The 15,426-nt window shown below is 69.4% G+C and carries 13 protein-coding genes and 1 pseudogene; 5 read left to right on the forward strand and 9 right to left on the reverse strand.

From position 1 onward, the window contains the following. Positions 1 to 305 precede the first annotated feature (305 nt). The gene (leuD, locus tag WMF12_RS00495) at positions 306 to 923 is read right to left on the reverse strand and encodes a 3-isopropylmalate dehydratase small subunit (RefSeq protein ID WP_437859258.1); all 618 of its coding nucleotides are present in this window, start codon (positions 921 to 923) and stop codon (positions 306 to 308) included. 27 nt (positions 924 to 950) lie between these two features. Then, a complete protein-coding gene (leuC, locus tag WMF12_RS00500) occupies positions 951 to 2,360 on the reverse strand; it encodes a 3-isopropylmalate dehydratase large subunit (RefSeq protein WP_437743602.1) in 1,410 nt (469 codons plus the stop codon). Between the two features lie 221 nt (positions 2,361 to 2,581). On the opposite strand from leuC, the gene WMF12_RS00505 reads away from it, so the two are divergent. Continuing rightward, positions 2,582 to 3,493 (forward strand): LysR family transcriptional regulator, encoded by a 912-nt coding sequence (locus WMF12_RS00505; RefSeq protein ID WP_044963587.1) that lies wholly within the window; start codon positions 2,582 to 2,584, stop codon positions 3,491 to 3,493. A 118-nt stretch (positions 3,494 to 3,611) separates the two neighbouring features. Here the strand turns inward: WMF12_RS00505 and WMF12_RS00510 are convergent, their stop codons facing one another. Together WMF12_RS00510 and WMF12_RS00515 are read right to left on the reverse strand one after the other, a co-directional pair. Further along, positions 3,612 to 5,156, reverse strand: coding sequence for an IMP dehydrogenase (locus WMF12_RS00510; RefSeq protein ID WP_437859277.1), 1,545 nt, complete (start codon positions 5,154 to 5,156; stop codon positions 3,612 to 3,614). A gap of 206 nt (positions 5,157 to 5,362) precedes the next feature. Continuing rightward, complete coding sequence (locus tag WMF12_RS00515) at positions 5,363 to 6,328, reverse strand: AraC family transcriptional regulator (RefSeq protein WP_437859292.1); 966 nt, start codon at positions 6,326 to 6,328, stop codon at positions 5,363 to 5,365. A 459-nt stretch (positions 6,329 to 6,787) separates the two neighbouring features. Between WMF12_RS00515 and WMF12_RS00520 the strand changes: the two are divergent. Then, positions 6,788 to 7,709, forward strand: a pseudogene (locus WMF12_RS00520) (transposase). 437 nt (positions 7,710 to 8,146) lie between these two features. Here the strand turns inward: WMF12_RS00520 and WMF12_RS00525 are convergent. The 3 genes from WMF12_RS00525 to WMF12_RS00535 all read right to left on the reverse strand — a co-directional run bounded on the left by WMF12_RS00525 (position 8,147) and on the right by WMF12_RS00535 (position 10,847). Then, entirely contained in the window at positions 8,147 to 9,268 is a 1,122-nt protein-coding gene (locus tag WMF12_RS00525; protein ID WP_437859297.1) for a DUF4185 domain-containing protein, read from the reverse strand. A gap of 202 nt (positions 9,269 to 9,470) precedes the next feature. Then, positions 9,471 to 9,809 carry a four-helix bundle copper-binding protein gene (locus WMF12_RS00530; RefSeq protein WP_437297157.1) on the reverse strand — a complete coding sequence of 113 codons (339 nt, stop codon included), beginning with the start codon at positions 9,807 to 9,809 and terminating at the stop codon, positions 9,471 to 9,473. Positions 9,810 to 10,190: 381 nt separating this feature from the next. After that, a complete protein-coding gene (locus tag WMF12_RS00535; RefSeq protein ID WP_437859310.1) occupies positions 10,191 to 10,847 on the reverse strand; it encodes a ferritin-like domain-containing protein in 657 nt (218 codons plus the stop codon). Between the two features lie 79 nt (positions 10,848 to 10,926). Between WMF12_RS00535 and WMF12_RS00540 the strand changes: the two genes are divergently transcribed. The 3 genes from WMF12_RS00540 to WMF12_RS00550 all read left to right on the forward strand — a co-directional run bounded on the left by WMF12_RS00540 (position 10,927) and on the right by WMF12_RS00550 (position 13,414). Beyond that, positions 10,927 to 11,910 (forward strand): hypothetical protein, encoded by a 984-nt coding sequence (locus WMF12_RS00540; RefSeq protein ID WP_437859315.1) that lies wholly within the window; start codon positions 10,927 to 10,929, stop codon positions 11,908 to 11,910. Positions 11,911 to 11,992: 82 nt separating this feature from the next. Next, positions 11,993 to 12,811 (forward strand): MOSC domain-containing protein, encoded by an 819-nt coding sequence (locus WMF12_RS00545; RefSeq protein ID WP_437859321.1) that lies wholly within the window; start codon positions 11,993 to 11,995, stop codon positions 12,809 to 12,811. A gap of 126 nt (positions 12,812 to 12,937) precedes the next feature. Continuing rightward, positions 12,938 to 13,414: a DUF2059 domain-containing protein gene (locus WMF12_RS00550; protein WP_437859325.1), complete on the forward strand. Its 477-nt coding sequence runs from the start codon at positions 12,938 to 12,940 to the stop codon at positions 13,412 to 13,414. Positions 13,415 to 13,446: 32 nt separating this feature from the next. Here the strand turns inward: WMF12_RS00550 and WMF12_RS00555 are convergent, their stop codons facing one another. Together WMF12_RS00555 and WMF12_RS00560 are read right to left on the reverse strand one after the other, a co-directional pair. Continuing rightward, positions 13,447 to 14,307 carry an alpha/beta fold hydrolase gene (locus WMF12_RS00555; RefSeq protein ID WP_437859331.1) on the reverse strand — a complete coding sequence of 287 codons (861 nt, stop codon included), beginning with the start codon at positions 14,305 to 14,307 and terminating at the stop codon, positions 13,447 to 13,449. A gap of 126 nt (positions 14,308 to 14,433) precedes the next feature. Then, the gene (locus WMF12_RS00560; protein WP_437859338.1) at positions 14,434 to 15,246 is read right to left on the reverse strand and encodes a dienelactone hydrolase family protein; all 813 of its coding nucleotides are present in this window, start codon (positions 15,244 to 15,246) and stop codon (positions 14,434 to 14,436) included. Positions 15,247 to 15,426: the final 180 nt, after the last annotated feature.

The following is a 15,426-nucleotide window of genomic DNA, read 5'->3' on the forward strand; positions in this document are numbered from 1 at the left end:
TGAGGTTTGGTGGCCGGACGACCCAACCCAGGTTGAGGTTTGGAGGAGGGTGACCCGACCCAGGTTGAGGTTCGGCTGGGATGACCCGACCCAGGTTGAGGTTCGCGGGGGCGGAGGCGACCCGGGTCGGGATACCGACCCAGGTTGAGGTGCTCGACCCAGGTTGAGGTAGCGGAGGGAGCGGAGGAGCGACCCGACCCAGGTTGAGGTGCTCGCGACCCAGGTTGAGGGGATCGGAGGGGCTCGCGCGAGGTTGAGGTGCTCGCGCGCCCCAGGTTGGGGCAGCGCCCCGATCGAGCGCGGAGCTACTGCGCGTTGGCGGGCCGCACGTAGGGCAGCCGCGCCGCCACCTGCCGGACCTCCGAGGCCCCCTCGAGCAGCTGGGCGATCGGATCCCAGGTGCCCCGGATCAGCGACTCGCGCGCGCCCGGCTTGATCGTGAAGGGCACCGTGAGATCGCTCCCCGCCCGGACGACCTGCTCCTGCAGGTCGACCGTGACGGGGGTCTTCGGGTCGGCGTTCACGCGCGCCACGAGCGCGGCGCGGTCCTCGCGGCTCACCGAGACGCAGGGGATGCCGAGCGTCGTCGAGTTGCCGAAGAAGATCTCGGCGAAGCTCTCGGCGATGACGGCCTTGAAACCCGCCTTCGCGATCGACTGCGGCGCGTGCTCGCGCGACGATCCGCAGCCGAAGTTGCGATCGGCGATCAGCACCGTGGCCCCCGCGAAGCGCGGGTCGTTCAGCGGGTGCTCCCGCTTCTCGCCGCGCTCGTCGAAGCGCACGTCCCGGAAGAGGTGCTCGCCGATGCCGTCGAAGGTGACGCACTTCAGGAAGCGCGCCGGGATGATGCGGTCCGTGTCGATGTCGTCCCCCGGAACGTGAACGGCGCGACCGGTGACGGATTGAATCAAATCGAGTGCCATTGGGATCTCCCTCGGGTGCGAGCGTCGTCAGATTCCGAACACGTCACGAGCGTCGGCGATCTCGCCGCGGACGGCGGCAGCCGCGACCATCACCGGGCTCATGAGCACGGTGCGCCCGGTGGGGCTCCCCTGCCTGCCCTTGAAGTTGCGGTTCGACGAGGACGCGCACAGCTCATCCCCGATGAGCTTGTCGGGGTTCATCGCCAGGCACATCGAGCAGCCAGGCTCGCGCCACTCGAAGCCCGCCTCGCGGAAGACCCGGTCCAGCCCCTCGGCCTCGGCCGCGCGCGCCACCTCCATCGACCCCGGGACGGCCAGCGCGCGCACGTGCGGCGCGACCCTGTGCCCCTGGATGCGCCGCGCGACCTCCCGGAAATCCGAGAGGCGACCGTTCGTGCAGCTGCCGATGAACGCCACGTTGATCTTCGTCCCCTCGATCGGCTTGCCGCCCTCGAGCCGCATGTACTCGAGCGCCTCGCGGATCAGCGCCCGCTCGGACTCGTTCGCCACGTCCTCGGCCGCCGGGACCTTCTCCTTCACCGAGATCGCCTGCCCCGGCGTGATGCCCCAGGTGACCGTCGGCGCGATCTCGCTCGCGTCGATCCGGACGACGTCGTCGTAACGCGCGTCCTCGTCCGACGCGATCGAGCGCCAGTACTCGAGCGCCTTCTCCCACGCCTCGCCCTTCGGCGCGTACGGACGCCCCTTCATGTACTCGAACGTCACCTGGTCCGGGTTGACGTAGCCCACCCGGGCGCCGCCCTCGATCGACATGTTGCACAGGGTCATCCGCTCCTCCATCGAGAACCCCTCGATGGTCGACCCGCCGTACTCGTACGCGTAGCCCGTGCCGCCGGACACGCCGAGCCGCCGGATGATCTCGAGGATGATGTCCTTCGCGTAGACGCCCGGCCCGAGCTTGCCCTCCACCTGGATCCGCCGGACCTTGAGCCGCTGGAGGCTCAGCGTCTGCGTGGCGAGCACGTCGCGCACCTGCGTCGTCCCGATCCCGAACGCGATCGCGCCGAACGCGCCGTGCGTCGACGTGTGCGAGTCGCCGCACGCGATCGTCATGCCCGGCTGCGTGAGGCCGAGCTCGGGGCCGATGATGTGCACGATGCCCTGCTTCCCCGACTCGAGATCGAAGAAGGTGACGCCCTGCTCGGTGCACGCCTTCTTGAGCGCGTCGACCATCCCCTCGGCCAGCGTGTCCTTGAACGGCCGCTTGCGGTTGTCGGTCGGGACGATGTGATCGAGGGTCGCGAACGTTCGCTCGGGCATGCTCACCCGCAGGCCGAGATCGCGGAGCATCCCGAACGCCTGGGGGCTCGTCACCTCGTGGATCAGGTGAAGGCCGATGAAGAGCTGGTCCTCGCCGCTCGGCAACGTGCGGACTTTGTGGAGGTCCCAAACCTTGTCATAGAGACTCTTACCCATGATGGCCTCTCGCGGTGCGCTGGATACGGGTGAAGGGGACGGCGTGCGAAGCGAAGCGGACCGGCCCGAGCGCCGGCGCCAGGGCGCGCCAGCGGCCTCCCTCGAAGGCGGCCGGCCGCCGCCGGTCTGGCGGTTCAACGTCGGGCGGGCGGCATGACTATGCGGGCGCGAGAGGATTAAGTCGAATGAAACTTTTTTCACGATCGATTAAGTAAGGCTACATGGACGCGTCGCTGCTCCCCGCGCTCGAGGACGTGCTGATGGTGGCCCGGTCGGGCTCGGTCGCCGAGGCCGCGCGGCGGCTGCACAAGACGCCGTCGGCGATCAGCCAGCAGGTGCGCCGGGTGGAGGAGCGCTTCGGGGTGGCGCTGTTCGAGCGCGACGGGCGCGGCGTGCGGCTGAGCCCGGCCGGCGAGGCGGCGCTCGGCGCGATCACGCGGCTGTTCGACCAGGCGGAGGGGGTGTTCGAGCTGCTCTCGGAGCTGGCGGGGGAGCCGTCGACGACCCTGCGCGTGGCGGCGAGCGACTACCTCGGCAAGGGGCTGCTCGTGCCGGTGATCCGCCAGATGCTCGAGAAGCGCGCGCCGGTGCGGTTCGCGATCACGACGGCGAACTCGGTCGACGCCGCGCGGGGGGTGGAGCGCGGCGAGGTGGATCTGGGCCTCGCGTCGGCGTCCTCGGCGGGCGGCGACCTCGTGAAGCAGCCGCTGTTCGTGCAGCCGTTCCTCTGGGTGGGGCCGCGGCTCAAGGGCACGGCGCCGGCGCTGCGCGAGCGGCTCCGGCACGAGCCGCTGCTCCGGCTGGCGCCCGGCAGCGTGGGGCGGCGGATGCTCGACGCGTACCTGGATCGCGAGCGGATCCGGCCCATCTCGACGATCGACGTGTCGAGCGTGTCGCTCCTCGTCTCGTACGTCTCCGGCGGGCTCGGCATCGGCCTCGCGCCGGCGCTCGCGCTGACCGAGGTGGCGCGCTCGCGGCTCGACGTCGAGGTCGCGGAGGTCGACCCGCTGCCCGTCGAGCTGATGACGCGCGAGAATTTCAGGCGCAATCCGATCGTCGAGCGCTTCGTCGAGCGGCTCGCCGCCGAGGGGCGCCGCGCGGAGCAGCGGACGCGCGCGCTGCTCGGCGGCTGACACCGTGTGAGGCGCGCCGCCGCTCGTCAGGTCGACGGGGGCGCGACACGAGGGCTCGCTTCGTCGACCGGAGCGCGCGCCCCGGGGCGCCAGAGCGACGGTCGGCCTGTGTGGCTCCTCAGGGCTCGCGCGTGTTGCCGCGCGTGTCCTTCAGCATCACGTCGTGGACGCCGCCCTCGTGGATGCTCACCGCGGACGCGACGGTCAGGCGCGCGCGCATGTACAGGTCACGCAGCGAGGTGGCGCCGCAGTTGCACATCGTCGAGCGCACCTTGGCGAGGGTGACGTCGAGGTTGTCCTTCAGCTTGCCGGCGTACGGCACGTAGCTGTCGACGCCCTCCTCGAACTCGAGCTGATCCTTCTTCTTGCTGGTATCGCCGTGGTCGTAGCGCTGCCAGTTGCGCGCGCGGTTGCTCCCTTCACCCCAGTACTCCTTCATGAACTGGTTGTTCACGCGGACCTTGCGCCCGGGCGACTCGTCGAAGCGCGCGAAGTAGCGGCCCATCATGACGAAGTCGGCGCCCATCGCGAGGGCGATGGTGATGTGGTAGTCCTGGCTGATGCCGCCGTCGGAGCAGATCGGCACGTAGACGCCGGTCCGCTGGAAGTACTCGTCGCGCGCCTTGGCCACCTCGATCACGGCCGACGCCTGGCCGCGGCCGATCCCCTTCTGCTCGCGCGTGATGCAGATCGAGCCGCCGCCGATGCCGACCTTGACGAAGTCGGCGCCGGCCTCGACCAGGTAGAGGAAGCCCTCGCGATCGACGACGTTGCCGGCGCCGACATAGGCCGGCTTGCCGAGCGACTTCACGAAGGCGATGGTGTCGCCCTGCCACTCGGAGTAGCCGTCCGACGAGTCGATACAGAGCACGTCGGCGCCCGCCTCCACAAGCGCCGGCACGCGATCTCTGTAGTCGCGCGAGTTGATGCCGGCGCCGACGATGAGGCGCTTCTCGTGATCCACGTTCTCGAGCGGGTGCGCCTGGTGCGACTCGTAGTCCTTGCGAAACACCAGGTACTGGAGGTGCTGTCGCTCGTCGATGACGGGCAGGGTGTTGAGCTTGTGACGCCAGATGAGCTCATTCGCCTCCTGCAGATCGAGGCCGACCTTGCCGCAGTGGATCGACTTGAACGGCGTCATGATCTCGCGCACCGGCGTGCTGAGCGGCGTCTTGCCGAGCCGGTAATCGCGGCTCGTGATGATGCCGACGAACCTGCCCGTGGGCGTGCCGTCCTCGGTGATCGCAATCGTGGAGTGGCCCGTGCGATCGGTGAGCGCGAGGACGTCGCCGAGCGTCGCGTCGGGGCGCAGGTTCGAGTCGCTCACGACGAACCCGGCCTTGTAGTTCTTCACGCGCCGCACCATGGCGGCTTCCTCCTCGATGCCCTGCGAGCCGTACACGAACGACAGGCCGCCGCAGCGCGCGAGCGCGATCGCGAGCTCGGCGCCCGAGACCGACTGCATCATCGCGCTGGTGATCGGCACGCTGATCGTGAGCGGCGCGAGCCTCGGATCCGGCGGCGTCGCGCCCGGATCGGCCTTGAACCGGACGACAGGAGCCGTGAGATCGACGTTCGCGGGGACGCAGCCCTTCGTCGTCAGATTCGGGACGAGCAGGTACTCGCCAAACGTCCTGCTCGGCTCATCGTAGATGAATGCCATGTCGGCTCCTAGTGCAAGGATCCCCGGCTGTCAAACGCGAGCGGCGCCGCTCTTCCGTGAAAATCGTGTAATATCGATGGCTTGCGGGGGCAACGGCGGGCTCTGAAGGGCGGCGCGAGGGACGAGGCGACCGGGGCCCGGCCGCCCGCCAGCGTTGCGGCGAGGCGGTGCAGGAGCCCGGGCAGGATGACCGGGCTCCCGCGGAGCTAGAGCGGGCGCACCGGCAAGCAGAGCTCGCAGCGGAAGTTGTTGGTCTTGGGATCGTGGAACTCGCCCTGGTAGAGCTCGAAGCAGGGCCGATGGTCGGGCTGATAGCCGCTCTCAGGGAGCCACTTCCCGAAGAGCTGATCCCAGGCGGAGCCGATCGCGTGCGCGTCGCCGACCCACGCGCCCGCGGCGTACTTGCCGCCGGCGATGTCGGTCACGTTGACGTCGCCGTCCGCCTTGAAGTCCTGCGGGATCACGATGGCGGCGTCGAGGCGGCACTTGGCAGGCTCGGTGACCTTGGGGTTGTCGTGCGCGATGTTGAGGCAGATGCGGTCCGGGGTCCACAGATCGCGCGCGCTGGCCCAGCGCACGAGCCGTTGCCAGGCCTCGCCGACGCTGCCTTCCGGGCCATAGGGGCCGATGTTTCGGACATAGGCCACGCGGTAGCTCGGCAGGGTCTTCACGGTCACGTTCATGATCTCCTCCTCGTCTTGGCGGGCGTCCGCGCCCGACGAGGAGGCATCTTGGTCGGGCGCGCAGAGCGCTGCTTTGCACGGATTGCGCTCGACTTGACCCGGCTTGCGATCCGCTTGCCGCGCCTTGCGCGCGTCCGTGGCGCCACCGTTGCGCCAGGCGGAGGCGCTCATGCCGAAGCGCTCCTTGAAGGCGCGCGCGAAGGCGCTCGCCGAGCTGAAGCCGTTCTCGAGGGCGATCTCGAGGATGTCGGCGCGCGGCCGCTGCACGAGGTGGCTCGCCGCGGTCTCGAGGCGCGTTCGCTGGATGAACTCGCGAAGGTTCTCGCCCGTCATGGACTTGAACACGCGGTGGAAGTGAAACGGCGAGAACGCCGCCACAGCCGCCAGCGTGTCGAGGGAGAGGTCCTCTGCGCGATGGGCCTGGATGTAGTCGACCACGCGGTTGACCCGCCGCTGGTACTCGGCGCGGCTCCTGTCTGACGTTGCCACAGGCGGAGGGTAGCTGATGGCTGGTTGCAGAAAAAAGTGCCTCGGCGGCGACCGCACCCAGGTTGCCGACCGCCGACCGCACCCAGGTTGAGGTCGCCGGCACACAGGTTAAGGGGGGCACGACCGCACCCAGGTTGAGGGGGGCAGGGCACGACCGCACCCAGGTTGAGGTGATCGGGCTGAGAAGACGACCACACCCGGGTTGCGACCGACGACGGTCGAGGCCAGGTGACCGCACCCAGGTTGCGCGCACCCACCCAGAGCGCGCGCCTCGGTTTGTGTGAGCCGGAGGTTCCGCTATCCAGCCGATGGCGCCAAGGCTAGCAGCCGTCGCTGCGACGGCCGTCGAGGTGGCGGACCACGTGGCGGCCGCCACCCGTCGCACCCGTCGCGTCGGCATAAGTCATTGAAATGATTGCTCACGATCCCTGGTACGGCATTTGTTCATATGCCCCGGCCATGAGCCAGCCTCGTGAGATCGCTCCCGGCGCCACCTACCTCATCACCCGTCGCGTCCTGCGCCGGCATCTCCTTCTCCGCCCGGATGCTGCCCTCACCCAGTTCCTGGTCTACGCTCTCGCCGTTTCGACCCGTCGATTTGGCATCGAAGTCCACGCTCTTTGCGCGATGTCAACGCATCTGCACCTCGTCGTGACCGATGTGCAAGGCGTTTTGCCGCGCTTCTTGCAATTTTTTCCACCGCATCGTTGCGCTTGGAACGAAGGTCCTCCGCACGTGGGAAGGACCGGTGTGGGACCACGAACCCACGAGCGTGGTGCGGCTGCTGACGCGCGCGGCTGTGGTGGAGAAGATCGCCTACGTCCTCGCGAACCCCGTAGCCGCTGGCCTCGTCCGCCACGCGCACGAGTGGCCGGGGGCCAAGTCGGATGTGAGCGAGCTCGGCGGTGGCGTGCTCCGTGCAGCGCGTCCATCCGTGTATCTTGATCCAGAGAATCGGCAGTGGCCGGAGGAAGTAACGCTTTCGCTCGCGCTACCACCCGCCATCGAGCACGACAACGCAGAAGGCTTTCGTCGTGAAGTCGCGGCCGAGCTTGAGCGACAGGAAGCGCAAGCCCATGCAGAGTTGCAGCGGCAAGGGCCCCGAATATTAGGCATCAAAGGCGCCAGTACGGTCTCCCCTTACAGCCGCGCGACGAGCTTCGAGGCGCTGCGCGATCGCAATCCGACGTTTGCCGTCGGCCGTAACCAGGGCGATGCATGGCGAATCGCTGGCGCCGCTGTGCGAGCGTTTCGTGCGTCATACCGTGCGGCGCTCGAACAATGGCGTGCCGGGGTACGAAGCGCCGTCTTTCCGGCGGGCACGTGGTGGATGCGCATCTATCACGGCGCCAGCGTGGCGGACGTCGTGCTCACGATGTAGGCACCTCGGCGGTGCGTCACAGCGCCACAGCGGGGCGGGCTAAGGCGCCGTCGTGGGGAAGGTCCGTCTGGGGAAGGTGAAGCGAGCGGCAGCGTTCACGTGGCGCTGGGGATGGATTGCCGCGATGGGCTCGCGCGAAGCCGCGTTAAGGTTGTGGCCGGCTGGGTCTGAGCGAATGGCACCTTGGGTGCCGGTGAAGTGGACCTGCCCAACCAATGGAGCGATCCGGCTGGGGCCATTCTGGTTAGGTTCGTGGCGGATGGTCGACCGAGCCAGGTCGTCTCAACCCGGTTCGACCGTTTTCAGCTGGCCCTCTTCACCTGGTCGGCCGGTCTCCGGCAGGCCGCAGGCCTCAACCTGGGTCAGGCCGTAGGCCTCAACCTGGGTCGGGTCGGGGGCCTCCGGCAGGCCGCAGGCCTCAACCTGGGTCGGGTCGTCTACTCGAGCTCCAGCTCGACGAGTCGGATCTCTCCCTCCAGGAACCCCGTCTCCCGGAAGTACGTCACGTACTCCACCCGACCTCCTTCCCGCGCGAGCTCCGCGTGCACGAGCCCGGCATAGGGCCACGCCTCCGGGGTAGGCGGGACCTCGGCGGTGAAAACTACCGCGCTGTCCGACCATGGCCCCTCCGGCGCCCGCGCCGTCCGGAGCGAGATCTCCGACGATACCGGCTCGCTGTACAGCGCGATGTACCTGCCGACGTGCTCGTTCCAATGCACCGACATCATCGGTGCCCCCGCCATGACCGGCTCCGCCTCCTCATGGCCATCCACCCAGCGCCCGTCCGAGAAGAACCGCCACGCGTCGCGCTCCGTTGCCTCCGCGAGCGCGGCTCGCGCGACGAGGCACGGGCACGTGAGACCCGAGCACGCGCAGGCGTAGGCGTAGAGCATCCCCTCGCGGACGAGCGCCGCCGACGTGAGTGATGGCTCATCCGCACCGAAGAGGAGCGTCGGATCCGCAGCGCCCGGGCGTACCTCCGGGCGTGCGAGGGGCGCATCGAAGCTCTCCCAGACCGCGATCGACGAACCCATCATGTCGAAGTCGAACGCCCCGAGCCGCCCCGTCACCTTGCTGTAGAAGACGAGCGCACGGCCGGTCGCCTCGTCGACGACGATGGGGCCCGGCCACAGCGCATAGCGCGCTCCGCAGTCCTCCTCGCACGTCTCCTCCGCCCGAGGGTCGGCGTGCGCGAGGTTGAACGCGAGCTCCTCCTCGGTGAACGGCAGGAACTCCCGCGGCGCGCCGGCCGCGTCGAGCGGTTCGGTGAGCGACGAGAGCCCATCCGACGCATCCAGATCGTCGGTCGCGCAGAAGGTGCTCGACCTCCACAGCGCTCCGTCTTCCCCCGGCATCTCCAGGGTCGTGTCGCCGAACACCCACGCCGAAAGGTCGCCCCACCGCGCGCTGTAGCCGCCGTCCCGCCCTCGAATCGCCGGGGCAAACTCCAGCGCACCCAGGTCGCGCACCGCGCGCACCGCAGCCTCGGGCGCGTCCCCGCCACACCCGGCGCACAGGAGAGCGAACCCGGCGGCTCCCATGGTCCTTCGATAACGCATGCGCGCGAGGGTACCATGGGGAGCCAGAACGCCGCCGCCGTCGGCGTCGCTCCGCCGCCGGACCACACTCGACCGCGGCGCCGACGGGCCGCCGCGCGCGCGAGGGCTCTGGCGGGGAGGATGGCGGCGATCCGCAAAAGGCGAGGAAAGCTACTCCGCTGCTCGGCTCACGGTCCGGAGGACCACCATGTCTCCGCCGCTATCAGATCTGCCGGCAGGCGGCAGCGCAGCGGCGGCACTCGTCAGCGCACGTCTTCATCTGCGTATCACCAGTGAGCTTATCGCAGCTCGCCGCGCACTGTTCGCAGAGGCTCGCGCACACGCTCATCATCTGGGTGATCTGCGGCGAGCTGCGCAGGAGGAGCTTCGACGTCGCCTCGCAGATGTCGGCGCAGTCCTGGAGCAGCCGCATGTGCGGGGCGCTCACGTGAGAGCCTCCCATCTCGAGGCAATACTGAGCCGCGTGCGTGCAGATCGAACCACAATCCTGGGTGAAACGGGCCACCTCCCGGAACGATCTGTCCCCCGGAAACTTGATCATGAGAACCCCCTTGACCCAACTGGCCGACTCTCGCCGCGAGTAAGCCTCGCGACAAGGCGGCAACTTCGGTATCTGGAGGGTGCATGGATTCGATGGCTTTCGCATGTCGGGCCATCCCGCATATAGGCCTCGGAACAGCGACCGACGCCGAGACCGCCGTGCCCTGAACGCGCCTCGCGAACAGCCGGGACGCCGCGAGACATGCGCGAACGCCCTGCCCGAACGGCTGTTCCCGCCCTGGTCGCTCTCTCTGCGCGACAGCGCGACACCACGACATGCTAGCTCGCGATCGACGCCCGGACGTCGACGGTCAGATCGGCGAACCGCATCGGAGCGGCTGGATCGAGCAGGGTGGCGGTCCGTCAGGACCGTGCCTGAACACTAACACCCAGGCGCGCGGCAGATACCCATCTTCAGGCGGGCGATCTCCTGGAGCTCCTCGGCGATCTCGAGCGTGCGCATCGCGGCGGCGCGCGCGAGCGCCTGGGCCTCCTCGGTGACCGCGAGGCGCGTGAGGAGCCGCCGGCCCATCTCGTGGTGATGGCTCTCGTCCGGCTGGATGACCTCGCGGTAAAGGCGCGCGGTCTCGGCGTCGCCTTGCGACTCGCAGTAATCGATGAACGCCTGGTTGTGCACCTTCGCGAGCGCCTCCCGCGTGAACTGGCCCGCTGCGACGCGCTCGACCGTGGAGCCGAGCCCCTTCAAGTACCCGAACATCGGCGTGGGCGGCCCGAACTTCGCCGGGATTGCGGCGGGGTCGACGCCGAGCGCGCGGAGCCGCTCGGCGATGAGCCGGTAGTGCCTCGCCTCATCGCCGCACTGGCGGGCGAGGGCGAGCTTCACCTCCACGTCGGTCTCGGTGGTGAGCCAGAGCGCAGCCTCCTCGGTCGCCTCGAGCTCCTTCTTGAGCGCGGTCGCGAGCAGCGCCGGGATGCCGACGCCGCTCGCCGGCTCCGCCGCGCGGGCCACTGCGCCGATGTGGGCGAGGCGCTCACCGACCTTGCGGTCGAGCTCGTCGAGGAATTCCTCTGGCTTCATGCGGGACATGATGGGCGCGCCCCGTGCGGCGGGTCAATAGGCCGCGCTTCCGGCGGCCAGGTGGGTGTACCCTCCTCGAATGGCCTGGTGCTTCCTGCCGTCGTGGATCGATCTCGAGTCGGTCTCGATCTCGTTCGACCTCCCCGCTCGCACCGTCCTGAGGCGCACCGGAATCGCCGCGCTCGCCACGTCGAGCGCGACGGCGCTCCGCCTGACGCTCGCGCCGGCGCTCCTGCGGATCACCTTCGAGCCGTACCTCGTCATCAACCTGCCGCCGCCGCTCGGCGACATGGGGCTCCAGCAGGTCGAGTACGACTTCCGTTCAGGCGCGATGACGCCCAACGTCTTCTATACGGGAGGGCTCGTCCAGGTCGGAAAGGGATCGGCGGAGGACGAGGCGCGCGCCTTCATGCGCGGACTGGTCACGTCGACGCCCATGGCCATGCCCCCGTACGACCCCACCCGCGATCCCGATCTCGTCGTGACGGTGCGTCAGGTGCTCTCGAACCTCGAGTCCGGCAGCAGCACGGCCGTGCGGGGCGCCCGCTTGTCCGCGCGGCTGACGCTGCACCAGGAGCTCGCGGGCGGGGTGGGCTCGGACGGGTTCCGCATCCCGGCCGGCGCGATGATCGCGGCCAGCGTCGATATCGAGGGCACGCGGCAGGAGATCGAGACCGCGCCGCGCGTGCAGCGCATCGAGGTCGACTGCTCCTCGGCGGTGCTCCACAAGGGGGGAGTCGACCAGGCCGACGTCCGTCGCTTCGTCGTGAAGCGCGGCGGCGAGATCGCCGTCGAGCGGGTCGAGCCGCTCGGCGCGGCACGCCAGGCAGCGGGCGCCGAGTCGCTCGTGCGCCTGTTCGGCGCCCTGGTCGCGGGCGGCGGCGTCGCGCTCGACCCGCAGCGCCTCGGGCCGAGCGCCGTGGAAGGGCTCGTCAAGGAAGAGATCGCGCGCGCCCTGCGCCCCGCGCTCGTCGAATGGGTGCAGCAGAACGCCGACGTCGTCGTGGGGATGGACCTGCGGCAGGTGCTCGGGATACCGGCGGAGGGAGGCGCCGTGGCATGACGACGGGGAGCGCGGGCGCTCGGAACGTGCGCGCCGCGCTTCTCCGGGCGTCGAGCGCCCGAGGGGTGTTATACGCTCCGGAATGCGACTCTCCGCGATCCACATCTATCCCGTCAAAGGTTGCCGGGGCCTCGCGGTCGACGCGGCCGCCGTCGACGCGCTCGGCCTCGCGGGCGATCGGCGGTTCATGATCGTCGACCCCGAGGGAAAGCCCCTCACGCAGCGCCCGCTGCCGCGCATGGCGCTCATCGAGACGCATCTCTCCGAGCGCGCGCTCACGCTCGGCTTCGCCGGCCGGCCGCCGATCTCCGTGCCGCGCAGGGCCGAGGGCGCCCGCCTGCTCACGGTCGAGGTCTGGAGCAGCAGCGGCCTCCTGGCCGAGGATTGCGGTGACGAAGCCGCCGCGTGGCTCAGCGGCGTCCTGGATCACCCGGCGCGTCTCGTCCGCATCGGCGAGGCGTTCCGGCGGCCCGTCCTCAAGACCTCGGTGGCAGGCCCGGAAGACGTCGTGTCGTTCGCCGACGAGTTCCCGCTGCTCGTGATCTCCGAGGCCTCCCTCGCCGATCTGAACGCTCACCTCGAGGGCCGGAGCGCCGCGCCGTTGCCGATGGATCGCTTCCGGCCCAACCTCGTCGTGAGCGGCTGCGCTGCCTTCGACGAGGACCGGTGGGGCCGCGTCCGCATCGGAGACCTCGTGCTCCGCGCCGGCGGCCCGTGCGCCCGCTGCGTCGTCACCACGACCGACCAGCTCACCGCAGAGCGCGGCCCGGAGCCGCTCCGCACGCTGGCCACGTACCGGCGCGACGCGCAGAAGCCCAGCGACGTGAACTTCGGACAGAACTACATCCAGGAGACGAAAGCCGGCACGTTGCGCGTGGGGGACGAGGTGACGGTCGTGTGACCGAGCGCCCGAACGGCTCCTGCGTGGCGGCTCTTCAGGTGTCGCGGCGGCTCCGGGGAGGGCATGCGGCGGGCCTGCCTGCGCGGCGCGGCGCGGATCGCGGCGCGGTCGTGATACAAAGGGCCCATGAGAAAGCACGCGCTTCGTTCATGGATCGTCTCGCTCGCCGTTGTGACCCTGCTCTCCTTCGTGTCGCTCGGCAGCGCGTACGCCGGAGAGGCGGAGAAGAAGCTCGCCCTGGAGCTCACGCACCTCGTGATGCCGAAGGACGTCTACAATGCGCTCCTCGATCAGCTGATGACCAACATGGGAGCCTCGATGCAGCAAGCGGGCGCGAAGATCTCGCCCAAGGACGCCAGCAAGCTGAAGGCGGTGGTCGCCGAGGTGCTGCCGTACGACGAGCTCGTCCAGTGGAACGTCGAGATCTATGCGGGGAAGTTCACCGCCGATGAGCTGAAGGAGCTCATCAAGTTCTACGGCACCCCGGTCGGAAAGAAGGCCGCGAAGCTCCTCCCGGAGATCAGCGGCGAGGTGGGGAAGAAGGTCGGGACGGTCATCGTCCAGCGGATGCCCGCGGCGATGAAGAAGGCCGGTATCCAGTAGAGGGCGCGGCGCTCGGCGGTGCGCTTTGCGCGCTACCGCCTCTGGGCCAGGAAGCCGGCGACGGCGTCGAGCAGCGCCCGCGGCTCGTCAGAGCGCACCCAGTGGCTGCTGCGCTCGAAGATACGTAGATCCGCGCCCGGGATGAGCCGCGCGATCTCCTCCGAGAGATCGGGTGGGCAGATCCAGTCGTGTCGGCCGGCGATGACGAGCGTGGGCACCGCGATCTCGGGGAGGCGCGGCGTGAAATCGAATCTCCGCATGAACCCCTCCAGGCCGACGTTCCACGCGTCGACGTTGTAGATGGTGCGCGCGCGGGACTCGGCCGCCTTCTGTGGATCAAAGGTGGTCGAGTAGAGCGGTCCCATGATCTGGAGGAGGTCGGCGAACCGCTCGTCGCTCTCGATCTCGCCGGCCCAGAGGCGTTCGCACGCCGCTCTCTGCTGCTCCGTGCCGCGCTCCGCGACGATCCGCTTCGCCCGGTCGATGAGACGATGGCTGGCCGCCGTGGCCACCAGGATGAGATGAGAGATGTTCCGCTGGTATTCGAGCGCATAGGCCATGGCCACCATGCCGCCATAGGAGGTGCCCATCACCACGATACGATCGAGGCCGAGGTGCAGGCGCAGCGCCTCCATGTCCTCGACGTTGTTCTCGAGGGTATACGTTTCCTTTGGCCCGCGCGCGGAGCGGCCCTGTCCGCGATGATCGAAGTAGACGAGCTGCGCCTGGTCGGCGAGCGGCGTCATCCCTCCCTTGTGCGAGGAGTGATCTGCGCCAGGTCCGCCATGTACGACGAACATCACCGGCTTTTCGCGCATCCGCGGGCCGTCGGGGACGAGGCCCATGCCCTCGATGTCGAAGTAGAGCTCGGTGTCTCGGATCCTGGCGCGCACCGCGTCAGGGTATCCGATCGCGGGGCGCGGTGGCGCGGGCGTGGGGTGCGTAAGGAGTAGCAGTGGAGGCGCAGCTTGTTGCCGGGGCAGCAGGGATCGCCGGGGCGCTGTCGCGGCCGGTCGCCGTCAGGCGACGCCGTGTCGTGCCAGCCAGTCGAGCTGGCGCTGCCAGGCGTCGGCGGCGGCTTCCGGCCGGTAGCTCGGCCGATAGTCGGCGTAAAAGGCGTGCGGGACGTCAGGGTAGACCCGGATCTCGGACTGCGCGGCGCCGGGCGCGCTGCCGGTCTCGGAGGCGGTACGGAGCGCCTCCTGCAGCGCGGTGACCGTCGGGAGGGGGATGCCCTGGTCCTGTCCGGCATAGAGGCCCAGCACGGGCGCCTGCAGCGCGCTCGCCACGTCGATCGGGTGCTTGGGCTGGGCCTCGGTCCGATCGCCGGTCAGGCGTCCGTACCAGGCCACGGCCGCCTTCAGCGCCGGGTTGTGCGCGGCATACAGCCACGTGATGCGCCCGCCCCAGCAGAAGCCGACCGCGGCCGCCTTGCGGACGTCGGCCTTTCCGGAGGCTTCGGCGAAGGCCACGCTCGCATCGAGGTCCGAGAGCACCTGACGGTCGGGCACGCGGCCCGCCAGAGCCCGGAACTCGTCGACGGTGCGGAGGTGGCTGGGGTCGCCTTGCCGAACGAACAGATCCGGGGCGAGGGCGTAGTAGCCGCGGTGCGCGAAGCGACGGACCACGTCGCGGATGTGCTCGTGGACGCCGAAGATTTCCTGGATCACCAGCACCAGAGGGAAGGGGCCACCGGAGGCGGGGTGGGCGCGGTAGCCGGGGAGGTCACCGGCGGGCGCGGGAAGGATGATCGCGCCGGCGATGAGTCCCGCGTCGTCGGTATGGATGGGCTTCGGAGCGTTGCTCTCGGCGATGGGCGTGGAGGTGGTCATGGCGGGCGCCCAGCAGCCTCCGTGCCATGGACCGACCCGACCCAGGTTGAGGTTTGGACCGACCCGACCCAGGTTGAGGTTCGAGGTTCCGACCCGACCCAGGTTGAGGTTCGAGGTTCGAGGTTCCGACCCGACCCAGGTTGAGGTTCGAGGTTCGAGGTTCCGACCCGACCCAGGTTG

Origin of the sequence: Sorangium sp. So ce363 (genome assembly GCF_051520435.1) — a bacterium.
Classification (GTDB): Bacteria; Myxococcota_A; Polyangia; order Polyangiales; family Polyangiaceae; genus Sorangium; species Sorangium cellulosum_B.